Source organism: Paenibacillus sp. J22FR5 (assembly GCF_059691975.1).
This window is the reverse complement of sequence record NZ_JCAUAN010000028.1, coordinates 41,451-65,229: the sequence shown is the minus strand read 5'-3', so window position 1 is coordinate 65,229 and position 23,779 is coordinate 41,451. Positions and strand designations below refer to the sequence as shown.

Genomic DNA, 23,779 nt, shown 5'->3' with positions numbered 1-23,779 from the left:
CCCTTCCAGTTCTCTCAATTGACAAGCTCGCTTATGTAAGCGAGACATTCTCTTTGGATACTCGCGCAACTCGGATCGATGCCAACGCATACACAACGAGCGCACTCCAGATGAACGCAAAGCTGATCAGCAGCACAGGTGAGAACTTCTCTTTAAACATGAAGATGCTTAGCAGCAATGTGATTGACGGGCCAATGTACTGAATGAAGCCCAGCATGGAAAGCGGCAATCTTGCCGCAGCCTTGGCGAACCAGAGCAGCGGCATCGCGGTTGCGGCACCTGAAGGGAGCAGCAGCACCAAGCTCAGCGTTGGAAGTGTTCCGGCCGTCGATTGATGCGACGCATAGAGATAGACAATGTACACAATCGCAAGTGGAAAGACGACCGCGGTTTCCCCGGCAAGTCCGATGGACGCGTCGTAGGAGACTCTCTTTTTGACGAGGCTGTACAAGCCGAATGAAGCGGCCAGGGAAAGCGACACCCACGGGAATCGACCATAATCGATCGTGGCGATCAGCACACCGATGCCGGCCAAGGCAACAGCCAGCCATTGCGCACCTGTCGGTTTTTCTCGAAGAAACAGTACCGCGAGCATGATATTAAATAGCGGCGTAATATAATAGCCTAAGCTTGTCTCAATGACGTGACCATTGTTCACGGCCCAAATGAATATTAACCAGTTCGCGCTAATCAGCACAGAGCTTGTCCCTACAACGAGCATGGTTCGCGGATTAGTGAGCATGCTCCAGAGCTGCTTCGATTGACCTTTTCCCAAGAAAATCAGAATCATCATGAACACGAATGACCAGATCACGCGGTGTGATAGTATCTCTCCAGCCATCAACGACCCGAAAAGCTTCCAATACACGGGCAGCAAGCCCCAAGCAATATAAGCAATAATGGCATAGCCAAGACCTTTTTTCATCGTAAAACCTCACTTCACATACGAGTAACACAATTCTATGCAGCATAAAATTTGTCCTATGGTTAATTACATGGCTCCATTGTAATGTAGTGTAGTGCTTTTGTAAAAAAAAAACGAGGCTTTTTCTTTATGCGAAACAAAAGTATAAAACTTATACTACTTATCAACTTAGCGGATCGTCGTTCCGTTTCTGCCCCTCACTATCAGCAAAAAAAGTCTACCCCGTTTTCACCAATGGTGAAGACGAGCGTAGACTTTTATGATTTCACCTTTTTCTACGGTGATAAAAGAAATTCGGCAGCTTCACTTCGTTCGAATAATGCTGATGGAAAATATGCGTCGTCGCTGGCGAGAGCGGGGGAATCAGCCACGTCCAATCGCCGGTGAGGTCGCGCCCACTCTTCTCCTCGTTATCTTCAAACCGCTGAAACTGCTTCGCCGCAGTGTGATGATCAACAATGGCTACGCCTTGCTCTTGAAAAGAATGCAGCACCGCTATGTTCAATTCCACCAGCGCTTTGTCACGCCATAGGGACGACTCGCGAAGCGTGTCGAGCCCCATGATCGATGCTACCCGCGGCAGCATGTTGTATCTGGCTTCATCGGCAAAGTTCCGAGCCCCGATTTCGGTTCCCATGTACCACCCATTAAAGGGAGCTGCGGGATAAATCACGCCTCCCATTTCGAGGTACATGTTCGAAACCATCGGCACCGCATACCACTGCAAGTTCAGCTCCTCGAAGGCGGGCAACTGTGGATGCGTGATGGCGACCTCCAAAATCAACGCTTTCGGAATCTCAAAAAGCCTTGGCGCTCGCTCTCCTACCTGAATCAAGAGCGGCAGCACATCGAAATTCGTCCCTGCGCCCTGCCAACCATAGGCCTGGCATTCTTTCGTGAAGGCCAATGAAGCAGGATCGCCTACGATGCCATCGTCTGTCTCATAGCCTGCATAACGAATTAGCTGCTCGTTCTTAATCTGAACGCGGGGCTTCCCATCTCGTGCAGCCGGGAAAATCGTAATGACGGGGCGAATTTTACCGCCATTCGTCGCCACCTCGATATGCCTGAACAGCGCGTCCGCCATCTCTTCCTCGGTTTCAACATGACGAGCATCGTGTACACGAAGCGACTCCCAGAACAAGCGACCAATGCAGCGGTTGCTGTTGCGCCAAGCCATTTTCGCACCATGCTCCAGCTCTTCCAGGGTGTGTTCATACTCACCTTTGAACCGGATCGCTTGGGTAATTTCTGCAAGTCGCGACTCGATTTGGGCCTGACTTTTGCCTAACTCGGTGTAGCTGTCTTGTATAAAAGGAATGGCTTTCTCTAGTTGTTGATCCTGAACTTTCATCTGTGTTGCTCCAATCATTGCGCACTAAACTGGTCGGGAATGTATGTGATATTGGAGGTTGCGACGATCGTCAGCTCTCCCTTGTCTTCAGCGAACTGAACGGCATCATCACCGACATAGAACCATAATTTCCGTGTAGGCTCATTCTCAAACTCTTGAAAAATAAATACGTTAAGCTCATCCTTCCATTTCAAAAGCTCCGCAATCCGCTCAGGCTGATCAATTTGTACGCTGAACAACCATTGCTCGCCTTGCTGCTCCCATCTATAGGGCATCGGGTGCTTCCCCGTATCGATAAATGCACGACCGCCAACCGCATGCTTCACCAAAAAAGTTTCCTTCATCGCTGCAACCTCCTCTATCTCTCCGTTATTGCCTTTATGGCAGATCGATCAACATGAAATGTGTGTCTTCAAGCGCACGAATCGTCAACTTCGACTCATTTTGCATACGAGCGCTATCTTTCGTTGCTAGTATCTCATCATTTGCTGAGCATTTCCCGCTTACGAGCATGAGAAAAATGCGGCGATTCTCGCCTTGCTCGAATTGGAGCTCTTTCCCCGCATCCAACTTGCTCAAGTAAATGCTCATATCTTGATGGATTTTCGCGATGTGAGGCCCACCTTCTGGTGTTACCACCGGCAGTAGATTGTTAACCAGTGCCTCCGGCTCATACGTCACATTTTCAAAAGAAGGCTCCATTCCTCGTTTCGCTGGCATAAACCACAGTTGAAATAAACTCATCGGCTCCGTTTCCGATGCATTATACTCGGCATGAATAACGCCGCTGCCCGCGGACATCCGCTGCACACCATTTGCTGCCGTTACGGCCACATGGCCGAGGCTGTCTTCATGCTTAATCGCTCCGCTGAGCACGATGCTGACAATCTCCATATCACTATGGGGATGTGGGCCAAAGCCCCGCCCTGCTGCGATATCATCGTCGTTACAAACACGCATCACACCAAAGCTGACATTTTCTTCATCAAAATAATCGCCAAATGAAAAGCTTTTGTGGCTGGTGAGCCACCCCAAATCCGTTGAATTACGCGTGTGGGCCGGGAATACTTGTATCATAACAATCGCCTCCTTTAATAAGTACTTCTAGCTTATCATACTGAGAGTGTGGACTCCATGTCAGATCAGTGGCGAAACGCAGCCAGTTGTGTGGCGATGGCTATTTGGGTTCGATACGTCTTGTTGTTAATCCCGCTAGATCACCTAACGGACACATAGGACGTTATTTCAAAGTAAATAGCTCATTCAAAGAACTAACGGACACTGTAACCGTTATTGCTACATAAAAAACCATTTGATGATGAATTACGTTGAATAGCGGCTTCTATGACCGTTAGTTTCTCAAAGTCCCTCATTTTCGCTAAATAAGGTCACTCGTGTCCGTTAGCCATGATGGTGCTCGTTATCCAACTATTCCTCTAGCAACAACCACTGCTCATACAGCGCCTCCAGCTGCCCTTGCACGTCTTCCCGCTTCTGCCAAAGCTCCGTGAGTTCCGCCGGTATCAGGGCTTCGCCATCTCCCTGTAACTGGTGATCCAACTCAGCCAACTCCGCTTCTACGCTCGCGATCCCCTTCTCGATAGCAGCCTTCCCAGACAAATGCGCTTTCGGTGTCTTGCCCCGCTTCGCCCCCGAATCCTCGGGCTGTTTAACTTTCACTTTGTCATCGAGAAGTCGGCTTTCCTCGGCCTTGAGCTCTTCCCGCGCACGCAGCTCGCCGCTCTTCCCTTTATAATCATCAAAATTACCCAAATACACGGTAATCTTGCTCTGATCCAGCTCCCATATTTTGCGTGCCAGCCGATTCATAAAATACCGATCATGCGTCACCGCCAGTACCGTGCCTGGGAATTCCTCCAAAGCATCCTCCAACGCTTCTCGCGATGCGATGTCCATATGGTTCGTCGGCTCATCCAGGATGAGCAAGTTCGGCTTACGCAGCACGAGCAGAGCTAATCGTAGTCGCGTCCACTCTCCGCCGGACAGGGAGCTCACCGATTTGAACACATCCGCGCCATAAAATAAGTAGGCCGCGAGTCGCCCTCGCGCTTCTCCTTCTTCCATCTTCGCTTCCTCGCAGAAATACGCCAATACGGATTTCTTATCATCCGCGGGATAAGCCTGCTGCGCCAGATAGCCGATGTCGACGCGAGCACCCAGCTCGAGTTCACCGCCATCAGGCTGTTCTTCACCAAGCAGCATCTTCAGCAGGGTGGTTTTCCCTGAACCGTTATGCCCCACAAGCATGACCTTCTCGCCGTATTCGAGCGAGCCGTCCGCTTGCGCCAGCAGCACTTTCTCACCGTAACGCTTCGTGACATTCTCGAAGCGCAGCACCCTTCGCCCGGAACGGTCTTCCGGCTTCAAATCGAAATCAGCCGCTTTCGGATCCAGTATGGGCCGTTTAAGCTTTTCCATCCGATCCAGCGCTTTCTGCATGGAGAACGCCCGGCGGAAAAACTTCTCATTCCCGCCAATCCGCCCCCATTCAATCAGCTGCTTGATCGTCTCTTTCATCTTTTTGATCACCTTCTGCTGCTCTTGGTAATCCGCGAACTGCTGCAGCAATCGCACTTCCTTCTCCTTCACATAGCCCGAATAAGAAGAGTGATACGTCGTGGATTCGCCATCTTCCAGATCCACAATTTTCGTGACGACGAGATCCAGAAAATAACGATCATGCGAGACGATGATACAAGCGCCGTCGTAATGTTTGAGGTAATCCTCCAGCCACTCCACACCGGCCATGATTCGTCGGCTCATCCAACAACAGCAGGTCTGGTTTACCGATGAGCTGGGAAGCTAAGGTGATCTTCGTCTTTTCTCCCCCTGATAAGGAGGCAAAGCTCCGCTCATACAATGTCTTCGCAATGCTCAGCCCATTCGCCACCTGATCGATGCGGGCATCCAGCTCGTAGCCGCCTTCTCGTTCGAATCGCTCTTGCTGCTGAGCGTATCGCTTCAACAGTTGATCCATCTGTTTCTCGTCGTTCATGACGGATGGACTCGACATTTGCGCTTCGAGCTCACGCATCGTGGCGCGGCATGCAAGCAGCTCCTGGAAGCTAGCAGCAAGCACATCATACACCTTGAAGCACTCCCAAGCCGTTGGGATTTGGGCCAAATACCCGATCCCCGTATCTTTGCGCACCGTCAATTGCCCTTCATCAGGCTTCTCCATCTTGGAAATAAGGCGCAGAAGCGTTGATTTCCCGCTGCCATTTCGCCCCACAAGTCCGACACGTTCCCCTTGATGAACTTCAAAAGTAACATCTTCAAGCACCAGCTGGGCACCGTGGTATTTTTTTATATTTTGACCATTAACAATTAACATAGTAAAGGATCCTCCTTGTTTGTAAGACGGACCCTGCCCTGAACGTAGGTGAGAAAACTTCTATCGAGGCCATTCATAGATGAGCGACCGCTACTCTACCCCACAAAGTGACGATAATCTTCGAAGCAAAGTCCGATTACTTTGTGGGGGCCCCGGGAGAGGAAAGTTTTATCGCCAATTAGAAAGCAGTTTTCGGAAACCGAAAACTTATACTTTCTAATGTGGTAACACAAAAAGGCCGCAGGAAAAATTCCTACGACCGTTCGGATGATTTCCGTAGAGGGTTAAGGTAGGCGTCTTTTCGTGAGTTGGTTAACCGTATGCGCATAAGTGGACAGACCTCTCGCGTCTTTGACTGCTGCATGAACGATGCCAGCCATCGCGATGGGTAACTGGCTCACACGGTTATTTACGAACTCTCGATTCATCCTACCTTCACCTCCTTCTAATTGCACTCTGCTAAAATAGTATCATAACCATCGGTCAATTCGCAACAGATCCAGCGAAATTGGGTGTGCCATCCGGGTGATATTTCAGTACACGTACAAACGTGTGCCTGTTCGGGTCATAGAGTGGATCTCCGACAATTTCCTTATAATTTCTAGCATGGAAAACGAGGATGTCTTCCGTGCCGTCTTCCGAGGTCGTGAAGCTATTATGACCTGGTCCAAACAACCCGATACTTTCGTTGGTTGTAAGCACTGGACTTGTTGTTTTCACCCATGATTGTGAATCCAATAAGTCCGCATCCTCTTGTGCTGTCAGCAACCCCATGCAGTAATTGAAATCTGTTGCGCTTGCCGAGAAGCTGATAAAGATTCGACCATTTCTTTTTAAAACGGCCGCGCCCTCATTCACCCTAAACCCGATGATTTCCCACGCAAACTCTGGTGTTGCAATCATGACTTGTTTGCCGCTCAGTGTCCACGGGTTACTCATTTCTGAAATATATAAGTTCGAATTACCTACGATGTCAGGGTCTTTCTGTGCCCAAACGAGATAGCGCGTACCGTTATGCTCGAATGACGTTGCATCTAGCGCAAAGCTTTCCCACGCTGTTCGCAGCTGACCTTTCTCCTCCCAGTTTCCTTCCAGTGGGTTAGCAGCATCGGTGGCAAGCACGTACATCCGATGATCGAATAGTCCTTCGTTGGTTTCAGTCGTTCTCGCTGCTGCGAAGTAGATGTACCAGCTGCCCGCTACGAAATGGATCTCAGGTGCCCAAATATTCGCGCTTAAGGGACCCTCCGCAGGTTTACGCCACACGACTTCTGCCTTCGCTTCGTTCAAGCCTTCAATCGTACGTGAGCGTCTAAGCTCAATACGATCGTATTCCGGCACGGAGGCCGTGAAATAATAATATCCGTCTGTATGTCTATACACCCAAGGATCAGCGCGCTGCTCCAAGAGTGGTTTCATATAGCTAGTTTCTAAATTCCCCATGGTTACTCTCCTTTTATTGCATCTGTATATTTACCCCAGATGTTAATGCCTTGCTCATTCATTCCCGTAAATACCAAGGTAGCCTTGTTATTCTCCCAATCCCAAGCGGGCATAACGAGTACCTTTTCTTCGGACGAAGCGCCACCCTTCGTATCGATTGACGTCCACTTCAGGTTCAGCTCATTCGGTGCCTGGAACTCCCAAGTGCCCGTGCCGTGCGCGGATGTTAACCGTCCGCCTTTTTCCAGCACGATCGGTTCCGAACGCTCCGTTCCCGTCCATGCCATCGGAAGAGGGACTCTCTCCCAGTTCCCTGGTAGTTGCTTGGAAGAGATGGTCTGCACGGTTTCTCCTGCATATCGCTCAGGTGAGACTAAGGGCCAACCATCGCGCGACCAGAGCAGTTGACGAATATGCAGATAGGGCCAGTTTTTATCCTTTTCCCCCCGAGCATGGTGAACAATGAAAGTTCGGTTCCCATCCTGCAGGATCGAATTATGGCCTGGAGCCAACCAGCCTTCGCTGCCTCTAAATGCATAGCTTCCCAGCAGCTTCGTACCCACATTGGTCTGCGGCGAGAAAGAACCATCCGTAAGTTGATGACCATTGAAATCTACATAGGGCCCCGTTATTGCATCCGATCTCCCTACCCGAACACTATAATCAGAAAAAAGAGAATCATAGGAAACGAATAAATAGTATTTCTTCAGTTCGGGCTGATACACGATATAGGGTGCTTCAACAGCGCCTGAAACGGTGTTTCGATCTCTGCGGGCCAACAGAACTGGCTTCTCACCTTGCAGCACCTTGCCCGTATGCTCGTCCAGCCTAACTAGATAAATACCGCCAAAAAATGATCCGTAGGCTAACCATGGCTTGCCATCTGCATCGAACCGTGGATTCGGATCAATGGCGTTAGCTTCGTCACCCGGCGCTGTCTTGATGACTGCTCCCCGATCGACCCAAGGCCCTGTGATACTCTCCGATGTAGCGAGCCCAATCATCGACTTATTACTCCCAAAAGTGGATGCCGCGTAATACAAATAGTAGGTGTTCCCCATTTTAAAGATGTCTGGCGCCCATAGGTTCGTTGCTTTGGTCCAAGCCTTGGCTTCAGCCGGAATACCATCCAGCGCATAGCCAAGCCAGTCCCAGCTAATGAGGTCCTTGGACTTCCTGACCATAATTCCCGGTCGTAACGGTTCACCACCAGCGCCAACCTTAATGTCGGTAGAGAACGTGTAATACGTGTCGCCATCTTTATAAATAGAGGGATCATGCGTGTTCATGGTGTGCCAATCCGATTCGGTATTCACACTGGCTGTGTCATACATCGAGTACTGGATAGGCTTCGCTGGAAAAATAAGCGGCGTCCCCGTCCTCAACCATCCTACCTGTATACAGATGATCGCTGCCGCCATTGCTGTAAACAGAAGACCTAGCACAATCATCAGCAGCAACTTCTTCCGCTGTGACCCTGCCATTACCCCTTCACACCGCCGACCGTAAGACCAGATACAAAGAATCGTTGGAAGAAAATGAATACAAGCAAGATCGGAACGATTGCCAGCACAGAGCCAGCAATGAGAATGTCGTAGTTATTCCCATAAGGTGTTACCAGACTGGATAATCCGATTGGCAGTGTCAGCTTCTCTCCTGTTTTAAGCACAATCAAAGGCCATACAAAGCTATTCCAGCTCGCCAACGCCTGTAAGATCGCCATCGCCCCGAAAGCAGGCGTCATTAATGGCACCATGATTTTGAAAAAGATGCCATACTCCGAGCAGCCGTCGATGCGTCCGGCATCCAGGAAATCCTTCGGCAGCCCTTCGGCATATTGCCTAAAGAAGAAAATCGGCAGCGGTGCGACAACGAATGGCAGAATCACGCCGCTATACGTATCAATCAAATGAAACGTGATCATTTGCTTATACAAGGGAAGCATAATAATCTCAACTGGCACCATCATGACCAACAGTACAAAGACAAAAATAATATTTCTCCCTACGAAACGGTACATCGCAATTCCATAGCCAACCATGGAGGACAGCAAGAGACAGAGGATCGTATAGACAATGGAGATAAGCACACTGTTCTTATACCAGAGCAAATACTTCTTGGCTGATGCCGAAAATAGAAAAGCATAATTATGCATGGATAGCAGCTCCGGTTGGAGCTTTACATTCAACCCGTATCGCAGCATCTCCTTCGAAGGCTTGAGCGAAGCCAAGGCGAGACTATAGAACGGGAAGAGCGCAATGGCTGCTAGGACTAGAAAAAGCACAAAGAGCAGGAAGGTAGGAAGCGGTCTTTTTCGTAGTGTGAGCATACTTAATCCTCCTTCCTAAATAAGCCAAAAAATCTCAGCTGAATCACATTAATCACCATCGTGATCGCTAATAGGGTAATCCCGATTGCCGAGCCGAAGCCTAAATTATTTTTCTCGATCCCTTCACGATAGAGAAGACCGATCATCGTTAAACCAATATCATTCGGTGAACGGTTACCATTCCAAAGGATGTAGCTTTCTGTAAACATCGAATATCCGCCGTAAATGGAAATGGTAATCACATAAATCGCCACTGGTTTCAGCAAAGGCAAGGTAATCCGCCAGAAGCGTTGCCAAGCATTGGCGCCATCAATCTCAGCTGATTCGTACACTTCATGCGGGATACTCTGCAGCGCGGACAAGAAGTAAATGATATTAACACCCGTAAAGCGCCATGTCGCCAATATAACCATAACAAACATCCCTGTGGCCGAATTCGCCAACCAGTTAATCGTCGGCATTCCTAAGACATGACGGAACGCGTTCATAACCGAATCATCCAAGCTTCCGAATACTAGCCTGAAGATGGTTCCCGCAACAACGACAGAGGTGAGTGATGGAATAAACAAGGCAGAACGGAAAAATGCGCTTGCCTTCGTTAGCTTCGAATTTAAGAAAACAGCAAGAATGAGCGGTAGCGGAATCAGTACCAGCAGCGTCCAGAACGTATAACGACTGCTATTTTTAAGCGCAGCAAAGAAGGTTTCACTCCTTAAATTCTTGTAATTAGCGAGCCCAATATAATGCGTTTGCCCTGGTAATACTTCTTGAAAGCTCATATTGATCGTTGTAAGCACTGGATAGGCAAAGAAAATTAGAAAAGATAAGATAAATGGCAAAACGAACACGTATGGGGCTATCCGAGAGGAATATAGAAATTTGTTCATACTGTTCGGTCGTCACTCCTTTCTTGAAGTACTGAAAGCTTTACCCGAGGGACATTGGGCCCTCGGGCACAGCCTGCAGCGGAACGCTTGGCGTTCGGCTTACTTAATATTTTTAACCGCATCAGCCAACACTTGTTTAGGATCCTTCATGTCATTAAGCGCTTGGAACATCGCTTTCGTCTTGATATAATCCGATACAGCCGGTGTTCTTTCTTTGACATTCGTTGGTGCGATTTCACTCTTCACACTAATCAATACGTCCCATAGATTTTTCCCGAAATAAGAAGTGAATTTGTTATCAGCTTTGAGTGCTGGATCAGTCCAAACATCGGAACGGATTGGATCGAAGCCAAGCTGAGACCAAATTTGGATATTGCCTTCTTTGGAAAGTTTCGCAAAGGAAAGGAATTTCTTCGCTACATCTTGGTTCTTGGATTGCTTCGTAATCACAGTACCTGTTCCGCCCATACCGGAAGAACGCATTTCACCTTGTTTAAATACCGGCATCTGTTTAATGATGATTTTGCCCTTCAGATCAGGCATGTAATCCGTGAAGCGCCCCATGTACCACATCGGCATCCAGACGGAAGCTGCGCCGCCTTTGTTCATGAAGCCATAATACTCTTCTGCATGGTGGAAGCCGCCAGGAGCTAGCACAGCTACTTTTTCTTTAACAAGCTTCTGTAAGAACGTAAGTACTTCTGTATTCGCTTGATCGCCCAGTGTTACATTGCCGCTCTTATCCAGAAAGTCGGAACCGTGCTGCACAACCATTGGCCAGTAGGACCATTGATCCGTCGTTTCTACGGTCGTCATCGGCTTGCCTGTTTTCTCAAGAACCTGTTTGCCTGCCTTTTCGTAGTCATCCCATGTCTTAATATCGTCGGCGTTCACGCCTGCTTTATCAAGAATATCTTTATTGTAGTAAATCACTTCCGCGCCGACGTGATAATCAATCCCATAATATTTGCCGTCCTTCGCATAATTGTCCAAACGGGACATGACAAGATTCGCCTTCTCCGGCTCTACGATATCATTCAAAGGGACCAGTTGTACGTCACCCTTTAAGAAGTTGCCGATTTTACTGATTTCGATATCCGCCATATCCGGCGCGCCTGTTCCAGATTGAAGGGCAACCAACAGTTTATTGTGATTGTCATCATAAGGGAACGTTGTTGCTTCTATTTGAACTGGCTGTTCAGGATGTGCTTTGTTCCAAGAAGTTGCCATACTTTCGAAGAATTTCTGATGCAGCTCATTGAAGGTCCAGAAGCTCAATTTCACGGGTGCAGCGCTTTTGGAGGCGCTATCACTTTTACTGGTAGTTGATGGGCTAGCCGATGTTTCACCAGCTGGTGTATTACTCGTTGAGCAAGCGGTCAATAGTACCATGGATGCTAGTATGATAGCCGATGACATTTGAAGTTTCTTCTTCATGTAAGGTATCCCCCTAAGGAAAATTGTTTTGAAAGCGTTTTAATAATTTGATTATATGACACGGATTTCCATATTGATATAATCAATTGGTCATAAAAATATAATTATTATATTTAACCTCTATTCCATGCCTTTTGAATCTCTAAACTAAATTTGGAAGCGCTTCATATCGTATTCTAACTTAGAATTTATATCTTTTATATAATTAATTGGTTATAAATTTCGTTATTTTTATAATAAACATATTTTTTATGATAAACATATTCCCTTTTCACCCATTACTCGTTACAATACAAGTGAAACTATAATGATGAATCGAGTGATGTGCGTTGAATAAGATTCCTCTCTACAAGCAAATTTATCAATCGATCAAGGGTAAAATTGAGTCAGGCGAGCTCCGCCCCAAAGATCGCGTTCCTTCTGAACAAGAGTTCATGGATGAATATTTGGTTAGTAAAATCACTGTAAAAAACGCGCTAGCTGCGCTTGTGGATGAAGGGCTCGTTACTCGCATTCAAGGTAAAGGGACATTCGTTGCCGCTATCCCCACCTTAACCATTCAAAGAAAAGTGTTGCCCCCCACATCAACAGCTAGCGGCTACATCGGACTCGTTATCCCTACAATGAAAACCAAGGTCATTCAAAAGCTTGTCGACTATATTGAGTTCTATATTAAAGCCGCAGGGTATCAGCTTATTCTTCACATCACACGAGAGTCCTCGCTTGAAGAATCGCGTTCTGTGCAAGAATTAACCAGTTCCCCGGGTATGCGCGGAATTATCGTTTTCCCGACGGAGGATGAAATTTATAATGAATCCTTGCTCCGCCTATCCTTAGACAAATTCCCGTTTGTCTTCATCGACCGGTTTTTACGAAACATCGATACGTACCGCATTATCTCCGATAATTGGGGCGGTGCTTATGAAACCGTGTCACGCTTGCTGCAAGAAGGGCATCAACACATCGCGCTTATCTCACCAGCGAATACGAATACAACGATTGAAGATCGTACCCACGGCTTTGAGAAAGCCTTTATTGATGGCAATATTCCCATTGATAAAAGCTTGTGGTGCCACGTTCCTATTGAAATTCTTAGAACCGGAGATACGTACGCACACCTAGTCCAATTCCTTCATCAGCATCCGAATTTAACAGCAGTTTTTGCTTTAACGGCCGAGATGGCCAGGCTTACGTATCAAGCGATTCATCAGGAGCAAGGATTGAATGCACAAGTCCGTCTTGTATCCTTCGATGATCCTGAAATCCCGAATCTACCCCATATTTTGCAGGACGAGGAGCGCATGGCGCGATCTGCCGTTGAGTTATTACTTGAACAATTTAACGGAAAGTACACGCCACAGCGGGTCGAGATTCCTGTTAAATGGATCAGCGGTTAGCAGCGCAATAGCCTACAATGCCAGCAACAGCAGTTTCTGGGGAGAGTCGAACCCAGCTTCGGCAGCAATCGAAAAAAAGGGGGCATAATGCCCCCTTTTCGCCTTTCCATCCCCGCTTCCCCTACATCAAGTTCCAAATCTGCTTACCCACCAACAGCACACATACCGTGATAAAAAGCGGCCGCACATACGCCGAACCCTTACGAATCGCCATGCGCGAGCCGAGAAATGCTCCGCATACCATAGCCAATCCCATCGGGATCCCGATCCAATAATCAATAGAGCCCAGTGCCATGAACGTAATTAAACTCGCAATGTTGCTGCCAAAATTGAGTATTTTGGCATTTCCAGCCGCTTTGACGAAGTCGAAGCCTACCATCAGAAAAACGAAGATAAGGAATGATCCTGTTCCAGGCCCGAAGAACCCGTCATAGAAACCTAAGACGAAAGCTGCGGATCCCATCAGAAAAGCTGTCTTCGCCGAGTACTGACTGAAGGTCGAGATTTCTCCCCAATTTTTGCGGAATATCGTGTAAATCGTAATTAAAATCAGCATAACCACGACCAGTGGTTTTAGAAAATCCGAAGGAATTTGACGCAGCACGAATACTCCGCATACCGCTCCGGCCAAGGATAGCACGAACAATCCTCGTACGGCTTTTAGATCAACATTACCTGTCCGCATAAACGAAATCGTGCTTGTCAGCGAAGACATGGTCCCCGCTAATTTATTCGTACCTAACGCCAGCGCCGGCGGTAATCCTGCCGCAAGTAGAACAGGCACCGAAATAAGCCCGCCTCCCCCAACAACCGAATCCACATACGCGGCCAAAAATCCACCAACAATAACGAAGATTATCATTTCCCAACTCAAGTGCAACATGATGTAAGTTAACTCCTCTTGTGTGTTAATAAGTATGGCTTGTCCAACACCTATTCTCGCACGATGCACCCGTTCAAGCAAGAATTTACCTATGGTAAAATTAGAGATGATTAACCTCAACGATCCCTATATCTTAATTGTCAGGATATCTCTACTGATTAGATCCTTGAGCGTCGGATTGTTTTTGATTATTTTCTTAACTTTCGCTATGGTTCGAGGTCCTTTGGGTGTGCCACCGTTTCTATTCAACAATATCCATCTGAGGCAAGCCAACGCTTCGAAACCGTCAAGTTCTTCCTGTTTCATGTCATTTCCCAATAGATACGCGGTACAAAACACATTGGCATATCGATCCGATATGTATATTTTCATTAGAATAAGCGCCCAAGCAAAATCATATCTGGGATCCCCTAATTGTCCATTCGTCCAATCGATTACCGTGAAACGCTCATTTGCCTCTACAAGGTTCGCTAGGTGGAAATCGCCATGAATAAATCGTTCTTGTTTAATTTGAGCCCTACTAACCAGTGGGAGTAATGCTTGATAAATATCTTGATGTTCTTTGGCCTGAGGAAAAAAGTAATCGATGAAATCATATTGTGGAATTTGTAGATTTCCTATATCTTCAACATCGGTTTGATGAATTTCTGATAATACATTCGCAATATCGATCAATTTCTTCTCATTTAATTTCGTAACCTGCGTTCCATTAAAAGTTGTTAACAAAACACCATCTGCGTTTGAATTTAGCCCCCAGCCCACTGGTTTAGAGACCGATAATCCACGTTCAGAAAGGGCATTCAATAAATGAAATTGAAACCGCACATCAGGTTTCGAGCTCTTACTCCAAACTTTTTTGAATGCATGTGTTTATGATCGCGCACCGTACCTATCACATCGCCCGCATCGCTGACAACAAAACCATTCATCCCCCATTCGCCCTTCACAATCTCGTTCACATCGGGATTCAGATTGCAGAGCGTGCCGTTGACAGCATTGTAAGCTGTCATCATCGATTGGGCCCCACCCTCTGTGAAGGCTGCCTCAAAAGCTTTCAGGTAATATTTCCGCATATTGCACGGATCTATGCTAACCGAACATTCGCCCATATCGTAAGTCCATTAATCGCAGGATTCCTCTGGAAATAGACCCTTGCTTCATCGCCGATTGCTGAGCCAATCTCACGAAGCAAATCCGGATTCCATGTACACGCAAGGCCGATATTTTGCGGGAATACCGTCACTTCGCCTAACCAAGCGATTCCATGTGCCCCTTCCGTCCCATGCTTATATGGCTTTACACCATGGCGGGGAATTTCTGTCTGATACTGGCACATTAGGTTTATTTTTTCTTCTAAAGTGAAACGTGAAACCAAATCAATAACACGCTCTTCGAGCGGTAATGCTGTGTTTAGGAACAGAAAATTCGTATTTACGTTCATAGCTAGCGCGCTCCTTTGTTTTGCGATCGCTTACATTCATTCTACTTTTATTGAAAAAGAGCCCGTGTGAGACACGGACCCTTTCACTGATTTATGCCATACGTCTATTCGTTCCAGAGCTTCACTCTGTCTTTCACCATCTGTGTGAACTGTTCACCCATTTTCTTCACGCCGACTTTCTCCAGGTCTGCCATGAAAGCATCCCATACTTTATCGAAGTCTTCCGGCTTCGCCAGAATCGCTTCTGGAACCCGTTTTTTCATGATATCTTCGGATTTTTGGAAGGTGACTTGAAGATCGGAGCCTGTTGGCATCGAAATTCCCCAAGCAGCGCCGTACTTTTTAACTGGGAATTCTCCATCTTTTGGCCACAGATCTTTATAAGTTGTAGCATTATAAGCTTTCAATGTTTCAAGGTCTGCTTTTGTATAGTTCTTTTGGATTTGTTCAGGGAAACTAGTCGTATAGTAGTTACCGGTAGGATCTTTAATTCCATCACCATAGCGTGCGGATAGGAAGTAGTTTCCGATTCCGTTTTCTTTCTTATAGCCGCTCGGGTTGTTGGTTTTCTTGTCCTGCGCTTCAGGTGTAAGTACACGCTTGCCATTTTCCACCTTGTAGTCGACGCCTTCAATGCCCCAGTTAACCAATACTTGGCCTTCATCCGACGCCAGCCAATCCAGAAACTTGATCGCACGAACGGGATCTTTCGCTTTCGTTGTAATACCGATTCCCCAGCCTGCTAAATAACCTGTATCCTGGAAGGAGTGATCTTGTATATTCTCATTCATGGTTACTGGGAAATGCGCATAGGTTTGATCCAACTTGCCGTCTTTCTTTAAGACGTTTTCACCGTCGCCGTAATCCCAATTTTGGTCAATCAGACCAAGCACTCGGCCGCTGGCTATTTTCGCTTTATATTGATCGTATTTTTGCACAAAGCTTTCCGGATCGAGCAGTCCGATACTGTTCATATGATTCAGCCATTTGAAATACTCTTTTTCTTCAGGACGCAGGAAATGGTACTTGGCATCATACGTATTTTGATCGATATTGAATTCCCCGTCATCTGTAGCTCCTGTTGTGGTGACCGCCGGGTTCGTCACAGAGATCAGAATACGCCAATCGTCTGCTAGCAAAGACAGTCCGACTGTTGGTTTTCCATCCATGGTTGGATGCTTTTCTTTGTATGCTTTTAAAGCGTTCTCATAATCCTGCACGGTCTTGATTTTCGGATAACCAAGCTCTTTGAGAACCTGATGCTGAAGTTCAAATCCACCTCCAGCATCAAAATACTTATTGTTCACTCCTGCGGATGGAAGCACATAAATAGCGTGATTATCATTGCTGTAACGGAGCCTTTTAAAATAATCGCCATACACTTTTTTGATGTTCGGACCGTATTTGTCGATTAGAGGCGCAAGATCCACCATAGCACCGGCATCGATCAGCTTTTGCACATCACCCTTCCCACTAATCAGGTCAGGGTATTCACCGCTGGAAGCCATTAGAGCAATTTTTTGATCTGCAGCGCCTACCGGGAATTCTTCTTTAAGCGTTACTCCGGTTTTTTCTTTAATTTTCTTGCCAACTCCGGATTGCATATCGTCCCAGTCTGCATTCGTATCAGCGCTAAACATTGTTAACGTGATAGGTGTTGTATCATTGGAACTCGCTTCTTTTGTACCGTTTGGCACTGCCGATGCAGAAGGTTGTGTCGTGTCTTTGGAGCAGCCCGTTGCTGTAACGATCGCTGCAGTAAGCAGGACTGCTGTTATTGTTGCTGTCTTTTTTTTCATGTGGTGATACCCTCCCTTTATCTCGTACATGCTATGCAAAAACAGGAAAAGCTGCAATTACCAAATTTGGTTAACTCTTCACAGCACCAAGCGTAATCCCTTTGACGAAATATTTTTGCAAAAACGGATAAACTAGCAAAATCGGTACGGTGACAACCATTGTAATCGCCATTTTGACGGATTCAGGTGATACTTTCGCTACATTTTGCACAAGATTGGGATCGTGCGCTTCGTTGCCGCTTTGCGTACTCTGCAGCACTTTCATTAATTCATATTGCAGCGTGGTCAATTGTACATTCGAGCTGTTATATAAAAAAGTATCAAACCAAGAGTTCCAATGCCCAACTGCAATAAACAAGGCAACGGTTGCCAATACTGGCTGGCAAAGCGGCAATACAATCTTCCAGTAAATTGTGAAATCATTAGCTCCATCAATCTTTGCCGATTCTTGCAAGGCATAAGGCAACCCGTCCATGAAAGAACGAATAATGAATACGTTCCAAACGCCAAGCATTCCTGGAATAATATAGACCCAGAACGTATTGATCATATGAAGATCGCGTATCAGAAAGTAACCAGGAATCAATCCTCCCGAAAAATATAAAGTAAGCGCGAACAACATGGCAATCGGTTTACGTGCTTGGAAATCTCTGCGGGCCAAGACAAACGCAACCATTGAAGCGCTAATGACTCCTAGAATAGAGCCAATTACTGTACGCAGAATCGAATTTTGGAAACCTTTGATCAGCCCGGGAAAGCGGAAGATAGACTCATAGTTTTGCAATGTGAAAACGCGAGGCCAAATGTGAATGCCGCCCCTTACCGTATCGACAGAATCATTGAAAGAAATGGCTAATGCGTTCAAAAAAGGATATAAAGTACATATCGCAGCGAAAATCATAACGATGTAGAGAACCAGGTCAAAAGCAATATCTGGAAAGCTTCTCTTGAGTTGTACCTGCATGCTCCCACCTCCTAAAAGTTTTTCGTAAGGAAAACTTGCATCGTAAGCATACGCTCTAGATAATGGTCTCTTTGGTGACTTTCTTATAGATGGTATTCGCAGTTATAACAAGAATAATGCTGACTACTGAGCTAAAAATTCCAACTGCCGTACCAAATGAATACCGGCCTAATTGAATTCCATATTTAAGCGCGTACAATTCAAGAACTTCCGAATAGTCAGTAACGAGCGAGTTTTGCAGTTGAAACTGCTTTTCAAAGCCGATGCTGATCAAACTGCCGATTGACAAAATGAATACGACCATGAACGTTGTCCGAATACCTGGCAGCGTGATGTGCCAAATTCGACGAAATCGGCCTGCTCCATCCACCGTAGCTGCTTCATACTGCTCCTGATCGATGCCCGCCATGGCAGCCAAGAAAATAATGGAGTTCCAACCTGTTTCCTTCCACATATCAGAAATCGTCACAATTCCCCAAAACCAACTGCCCTTGGCCATAAACTGCACAGGTTGATCGATAATATGCAGCTTTAGCAGGAGCTCATTAACGGCGCCTCCATCAATAGAAAGCATTTTAGTCACCAAGCTGGCTACAACTACCCAGGATACGAAGTGAGGCAAATAAGAAATCGTCTGAATGGATCTTTTGAACAACTGCCCCTTAAGCTCATTCATCAGAATTGCAAATACAACTGGAATTGTAAAACTAACGATAAGCCCCATGATACTCATAGCAAGCGTATTCCGCAATGCGAGGTAAAACCTTTCATCAGCGAACAATTCTTTGAAGTTATCGAGCCCCACCCACTGCTGCTGCAGTATGGATTTACCGGGTTTGAATTTTTGAAAAGCCATAAGCCAGCCCCACACAGGGACATAATTAAAGATGATCACATAGATGACAAAAGGGATCGACATCATATAAAGATAGCGCTGCTGAACCATCGTTTTCCAAAACTTCGAAGACTTCTTCCGCTCCGTAAGGGGGATGGTTTTCTCCGTAGATAGCGTTTTCATTGTATCCCTCCGTTTGTCTTATATCTCTATCATACTGGATGATTCCCATTCAAAAAACCACCCAAATTCAGCTTCAAATCATGTCAAAATAGCGCTTTCAAGATATCCGGGCGCATAAAGGTGAAATAAAAAGAGAGTGCCTTCTTATCCAGCTCTCATGCTAGATAACAGGCAATCTCTTCAATTCTTTTTCCCCTTATACGAGGAAGGCGATTCGCCTACATATTTTTTGAATTTGCTGTGGAAATAGTCTGCATTAGCGTATCCTACGCGCTGAGCAACTTGGTGCACCTTAAGCCCTTCACCCAGAAGCTCAATCGCTTTCTGGATGCGGATTTGATCCAGATAGGTATGAAAGTGTGCGCCGGTATAGTTCTTGAAGATTTTACCTAAGTACCCGCTCGTATAATTGAACAACTCTGCCAGCGTATCCAACTTTAAATTCTCAGCATAATGCCGCTCGACGAAATCCATAATCTGCTTTAACAACGGTTCATTACTTGAAACGCTAATCTGGTTCGTCAAATCACACAACTGATGACGGATGCGATTTTGGATCGCTGCCAAGTTCGGCTGCTCATAAATTTGCGCAATAATGGACATGGCATTCTGCACGATAGTATACGCTTTATCGTTCAGTCCAGCCAGCTTGTTCAATACCATGGAGATCAGCTGTGCATAGTTCGTTTTCAAGCCATGCTCGCTGCTATCATAGGCGATGAGCTCCGTTCCCGCAAGTTGGAGCCAGTGCTCCAAACTTTCTTTATTCCCCATATCCATTGCGTAGTAGATCTTCTCGGCTAAGGAGACAATGTCTAAAGTGGCCGGATGCTCGCTTGCACGAATGACATCATGCTGAGCAATAAGCTCATCGCCATAGAGGAAATGCTTCGTAAGCAGGTTCGCTGCTTCTCCGAAGGAAGTGCTAACTTCTTGAATCTGCTTGACAACACGACCTATGGCACCATAGAAGATATGATCAGGCAGAGCTGCCTTCATCTCACGGTAAACACGACTCCTTGTTCCTTCATCCACAATGGTCTCCGTTAGGAGAACACCGATATAGGGGTTCGCTGCAAAGACAATACCTCTTCGCTTATTGGTCTCAAACAAGTCAATTAAACACTGCTGGATCATGGCGTAGATGCGCGAATCAGTCCTTTGCGACTGGGCAAGCTGGAGCAGTATGACTTGATATCCCCCCACTGATGCGCCAATTATAGTTTCAACATCATGTGATATGGACAGCTGATCTCCATCCGCGGCAAGTAGGGCCTGTATGCATTCCTCTCTCCGCTGTGCCTCACTCTTTACACCTAATTGAGATAACTTCTCTTGCTTCTGAAGATACTTATTAATGCGTATTAATTCAGCCACAATCTCGTCTTCGTCTACAGGCTTGAGCACATAGCCATCCACCTGTCCGACAATCGCTCTTTTCGCGTATTCGAAATCCGCATATCCGCTGAGGATAAGAAAACGGCACAAAGTATCTGTTTTGCGAATTTCCTCAATAACCTGCAGTCCATCCATTACCGGCATGCGAATGTCAATGATAATTAAATGCGGCGCCAACTCAGCGTACTTGCTCATCGCTTCCCGGCCGTTCATCGCATCACCTACAACCTGGAAGCCATAACGCTCCCAATCGATCAATGTCTGCAAACCCGCGCGAATCATAGGCTCATCGTCAACAATTAACACTCTGTACATGTGCTCACCCCTGAATCGGTATCGAAAAGTAAATGCGTGTCCCCATGCCCTCATTGGAAATAATCGTCAAACCATAGGTGTCGCCATACATTAATTTAAGCCTTTGGTGTACGTTACGCAAACCAATGCGATGCTCTTGTTTATCCTCAATGTCGCTCATCGACTCCTTAATTTCCCTCAGTCTAGACTCGCTGAAACCAACTCCATTATCGCTCACTTCAATACGCAAATAATGATCTTCTATCGTTGCATGAACCTTCAAAATCCCGTTATCCTCCATATACTCCAGCCCATGAATGACCGCGTTTTCAACAAGTGGCTGTACGATCAGAGGCGTAATCATGATGTCGCTAGCCCCCTGATCCAAATGGATTTCATACATCAACCGATCCCCAAAACGGAACTGCTGGATATCTAAATAACAACGAATCATGTCAAGCTCATCCTTGAGTGGAATCAGACTCCCCATGATTTCGAGCTTTTTGCGCATCAGCTTGCCCAGCGTTCGGACGATGCCGGCAATTTCAGCTTCGCCTTTCAGGTGGGCTTTCATACGAATCGATTCCAGTGCGTTAAACAGAAAATGCGGATTGATTTGACTCGCCATCATCTTTAACTTAATCTCTTTTTGCCGCAGTTCTAACTGATTGTTCATTCGGTTAGACTCATGAACCTCATTCATTAACTCCCGAATGCTTCGGACCATGTTATTGAACTGCCTAGCGAGCATGCCAACCTCATCGTGACCATCAATTTCTGAAGTAACATGCAGATCTCCTAGCGCCACTTTATTGATCTGTTTGTTCAACTGAAGCATTCTGGATGTTAGCATATTGGAGAAGAAATAAATGAGGACAAAGGCTACAAATAAACTCGCTAACGTAATGTACAACCCCATATAGCTGATCTTGTTGGCTTTGCCAACGATACTCTCTACTGTGAATACGGATACAATTCGTAACCCCTTATCACTTAACGTCGGTATGAGGTCGTTGATGAGAACTTTAGAATCTCTTTCTTTGAACCTCGTCTGGTACGTACCTTCCGGCTTATTCAGAAACTCTTTGGCGAAATCCAATTCGCTTACGTTTTTGCCGACCCATTCCGTATTCTTGGCAGCAACGATATTTCCAATGCCATCCAAAATCATCGTATCAAATAACTCTTGACTAACGATCGCATTCATTTCGTCAGGATTAACTTCAATCACCAGCACACCACTGGTTCGGTAGTTCGGGAAATAAATCCTTTTTACCAAACTAAGCATTTTTCGATTATTTTTCGTTTCATCCTCGATGAAATACCAGCTGATCTTCTCTGTTTTTTTGCTCATTGCTTCCTTGTACCAAAAAGACTCCAGAATCGAGGGAGAAGGCTGTATGAAATTCCAGTTGTTTAACGTTGTTGGATTTGTTGTGTAGAACCGGATATTGTAGACTTCTTTATACAGCTTCACAAAATCGGTAAAATCCTGAAACTCTTTATAAGCGCTTACAACTTCATAAATGGATTGATATTGCGTGTTGACTACACGCTCCAATCGAGGATCAATCATCATCTTGTTCGAAATCTCAATCGGAATCCGGAGAATGTCAGATGCACGTTTGTTAATTTTTTCCACGTTATTGGAGGTCTGTCCAATCGCATCATTGAGCACTGATTGCCGAAATGCGTTCGTCAGGAACACACCCACGATCAGTACGGGAATGACCACGACCAAAATGAACGCGAGAATAATCTTATTTTTAATGCGAATATTGTTCGTCTTCTTCATGAAGTTTTGGAGCATCGTCATCACCACTCGGCGTGAGAATTTTGTCGTACTTTTTATTATAATATAGTTTCATGATAACGGACTACAGGAGAGATTAGCCAGATTATCATGTCAAAATTGAAATTTCTATACGTTGATTTTGTCCATCTTTTTGTTTAAAAACTTCATAGTAAGAGCGCCTCCTTGATGGTATTGGGTTTCGAACCCGTGCACAAACCCATCATACGGAGGCGCTCCTTTTTTGACAAAGACCAAATCTTAGTCCATTAATTGAACTTTTTTATAAAATTCTTTTGGTCCTTTGTAAACATATAGCCACGTCGTTCATAGAACCTGTGAGCATGTACTCGACTTGGGTGGGAGAGCAATTTAATCCCAGAAAATCCATTGTTCTTTCCCCACTGCTCAAGACGTTCAATCAACATGCTACCTAAACCTTGGTTTCTATACTTTTCTTTAACGACAAATCCTAGGACATTTACTAAAGAGTCAGAAAAAAGCAATTCATATGGACTTCCATGTATATATCCTATTACCTCGTTGTTTTGTTCACAAACAAAGATGATATCTTTTGTTTTCTTTGTAATGATTTCAATTTTCTCTTTTACTTTTTCTTCAGAAAATAAATATAGATTCGAGTTAAAGTCTTGGTTTAACAAATAAATATCATGATAATCAGTTACCCTAATTTCCCTAACATTGTTCTCTTTCATTTATGAACACCTCAATTCGCTATATCATCACGATCACCTGAAATAAATGTTAGACGTCTTTTCATATTTTGGCAAGAACCTACGCTTACACTATCCTGCCCTTTCGTTGAGAAAAAGCAGCCGAGAAGGTAGATTATTATCTTTTAATCTCTCAAGGACCATTAGAATATCTGGTGCATTCTTTTTGTCCTTTTGATAAGTCGATATATCAATTCAAACTGATTTTGCACATTAGGATTGGAACGAAGCACAAGTCCACCGCCATTAAAGTAAAGTTATATTATACCAAATTAACGCGGTTAATTAATAAATAATATAGAAAAGTAGCCTGTTGAAGTTTCTCAACA

General features: G+C 45.6%; 20 protein-coding genes and 2 pseudogenes. 2 read left to right on the top strand and 20 right to left on the bottom strand.

Features of this window, described 5'->3' with window-relative positions; genetic code table 11:
* Positions 1–31: 31 nt before the first annotated feature.
* The 4 genes from rarD to AC58P7_RS26370 all read right to left on the bottom strand — a co-directional run bounded on the left by rarD (position 32) and on the right by AC58P7_RS26370 (position 3,356).
* Complete coding sequence (gene rarD, locus AC58P7_RS26385) at positions 32–925, bottom strand: EamA family transporter RarD (RefSeq protein WP_497348294.1); 894 nt, start codon at positions 923–925, stop codon at positions 32–34.
* A gap of 265 nt (positions 926–1,190) precedes the next feature.
* Positions 1,191–2,279 (bottom strand): nitric oxide synthase oxygenase, encoded by a 1,089-nt coding sequence (locus tag AC58P7_RS26380; RefSeq protein ID WP_497348292.1) that lies wholly within the window; start codon positions 2,277–2,279, stop codon positions 1,191–1,193.
* A gap of 14 nt (positions 2,280–2,293) precedes the next feature.
* Complete coding sequence (locus AC58P7_RS26375) at positions 2,294–2,623, bottom strand: hypothetical protein (RefSeq protein ID WP_497348290.1); 330 nt, start codon at positions 2,621–2,623, stop codon at positions 2,294–2,296.
* Positions 2,624–2,657: 34 nt separating this feature from the next.
* On the bottom strand, positions 2,658–3,356 hold the full coding sequence (locus AC58P7_RS26370) for a pirin family protein (protein WP_497348288.1): 699 nt from the start codon (positions 3,354–3,356) through the stop codon (positions 2,658–2,660).
* A gap of 68 nt (positions 3,357–3,424) precedes the next feature.
* Between AC58P7_RS26370 and AC58P7_RS26365 the strand changes: the two genes are divergently transcribed.
* Positions 3,425–3,583: a hypothetical protein gene (locus tag AC58P7_RS26365; RefSeq protein ID WP_497348286.1), complete on the top strand. Its 159-nt coding sequence runs from the start codon at positions 3,425–3,427 to the stop codon at positions 3,581–3,583.
* Between the two features lie 124 nt (positions 3,584–3,707).
* Here the strand turns inward: AC58P7_RS26365 and abc-f are convergent.
* From abc-f to AC58P7_RS26330, 7 genes and pseudogenes are all read right to left on the bottom strand, one after another.
* A pseudogene (gene abc-f, locus AC58P7_RS26360) lies at positions 3,708–5,634 on the bottom strand (ribosomal protection-like ABC-F family protein).
* Positions 5,635–5,918: 284 nt separating this feature from the next.
* Positions 5,919–6,062, bottom strand: a complete 144-nt coding sequence (locus tag AC58P7_RS26355; protein WP_497348284.1) for an RAxF-45 family protein — start codon at positions 6,060–6,062, stop codon at positions 5,919–5,921.
* A gap of 55 nt (positions 6,063–6,117) precedes the next feature.
* Positions 6,118–7,077 carry a glycoside hydrolase family 43 protein gene (locus AC58P7_RS26350; protein WP_497348282.1) on the bottom strand — a complete coding sequence of 320 codons (960 nt, stop codon included), beginning with the start codon at positions 7,075–7,077 and terminating at the stop codon, positions 6,118–6,120.
* A 2-nt stretch (positions 7,078–7,079) separates the two neighbouring features.
* Positions 7,080–8,498 carry an arabinan endo-1,5-alpha-L-arabinosidase gene (locus AC58P7_RS26345; RefSeq protein WP_497348324.1) on the bottom strand — a complete coding sequence of 473 codons (1,419 nt, stop codon included), beginning with the start codon at positions 8,496–8,498 and terminating at the stop codon, positions 7,080–7,082.
* 62 nt (positions 8,499–8,560) lie between these two features.
* Positions 8,561–9,406: a carbohydrate ABC transporter permease gene (locus AC58P7_RS26340; RefSeq protein WP_497348280.1), complete on the bottom strand. Its 846-nt coding sequence runs from the start codon at positions 9,404–9,406 to the stop codon at positions 8,561–8,563.
* Positions 9,407–9,408: 2 nt separating this feature from the next.
* Complete coding sequence (locus AC58P7_RS26335; RefSeq protein ID WP_497348278.1) at positions 9,409–10,293, bottom strand: carbohydrate ABC transporter permease; 885 nt, start codon at positions 10,291–10,293, stop codon at positions 9,409–9,411.
* Positions 10,294–10,392: 99 nt separating this feature from the next.
* Positions 10,393–11,730: an ABC transporter substrate-binding protein gene (locus AC58P7_RS26330; RefSeq protein WP_497348276.1), complete on the bottom strand. Its 1,338-nt coding sequence runs from the start codon at positions 11,728–11,730 to the stop codon at positions 10,393–10,395.
* 329 nt (positions 11,731–12,059) lie between these two features.
* Here AC58P7_RS26330 and AC58P7_RS26325 point away from each other — a divergent pair, with 329 nt between their 5' ends.
* Complete coding sequence (locus AC58P7_RS26325; RefSeq protein WP_497348274.1) at positions 12,060–13,127, top strand: GntR family transcriptional regulator; 1,068 nt, start codon at positions 12,060–12,062, stop codon at positions 13,125–13,127.
* Between the two features lie 121 nt (positions 13,128–13,248).
* Here the strand turns inward: AC58P7_RS26325 and AC58P7_RS26320 are convergent, their stop codons facing one another.
* From AC58P7_RS26320 to AC58P7_RS26280, 9 genes and pseudogenes are all read right to left on the bottom strand, one after another.
* Entirely contained in the window at positions 13,249–14,010 is a 762-nt protein-coding gene (locus AC58P7_RS26320; RefSeq protein WP_497348273.1) for a TSUP family transporter, read from the bottom strand.
* Positions 14,011–14,136: 126 nt separating this feature from the next.
* Positions 14,137–14,835, bottom strand: coding sequence for an aminoglycoside phosphotransferase family protein (locus AC58P7_RS26315; RefSeq protein ID WP_497348271.1), 699 nt, complete (start codon positions 14,833–14,835; stop codon positions 14,137–14,139).
* 17 nt (positions 14,836–14,852) lie between these two features.
* Positions 14,853–15,451: pseudogene (locus AC58P7_RS26310) on the bottom strand (glycoside hydrolase family 3 N-terminal domain-containing protein); the annotation flags it as partial.
* Between the two features lie 104 nt (positions 15,452–15,555).
* On the bottom strand, positions 15,556–17,250 hold the full coding sequence (locus AC58P7_RS26305) for an ABC transporter substrate-binding protein (RefSeq protein WP_497348269.1): 1,695 nt from the start codon (positions 17,248–17,250) through the stop codon (positions 15,556–15,558).
* Positions 17,251–17,320: 70 nt separating this feature from the next.
* Positions 17,321–18,214, bottom strand: coding sequence for a carbohydrate ABC transporter permease (locus AC58P7_RS26300; RefSeq protein WP_497348267.1), 894 nt, complete (start codon positions 18,212–18,214; stop codon positions 17,321–17,323).
* Between the two features lie 55 nt (positions 18,215–18,269).
* Entirely contained in the window at positions 18,270–19,232 is a 963-nt protein-coding gene (locus tag AC58P7_RS26295; RefSeq protein WP_497348265.1) for an ABC transporter permease, read from the bottom strand.
* A gap of 180 nt (positions 19,233–19,412) precedes the next feature.
* On the bottom strand, positions 19,413–20,945 hold the full coding sequence (locus AC58P7_RS26290; RefSeq protein ID WP_497348263.1) for a response regulator: 1,533 nt from the start codon (positions 20,943–20,945) through the stop codon (positions 19,413–19,415).
* Positions 20,946–20,949: 4 nt separating this feature from the next.
* On the bottom strand, positions 20,950–22,719 hold the full coding sequence (locus tag AC58P7_RS26285) for a cache domain-containing sensor histidine kinase (protein ID WP_497348261.1): 1,770 nt from the start codon (positions 22,717–22,719) through the stop codon (positions 20,950–20,952).
* A 266-nt stretch (positions 22,720–22,985) separates the two neighbouring features.
* Positions 22,986–23,432 carry a GNAT family N-acetyltransferase gene (locus tag AC58P7_RS26280; RefSeq protein ID WP_497348259.1) on the bottom strand — a complete coding sequence of 149 codons (447 nt, stop codon included), beginning with the start codon at positions 23,430–23,432 and terminating at the stop codon, positions 22,986–22,988.
* Positions 23,433–23,779 lie beyond the last annotated feature (347 nt).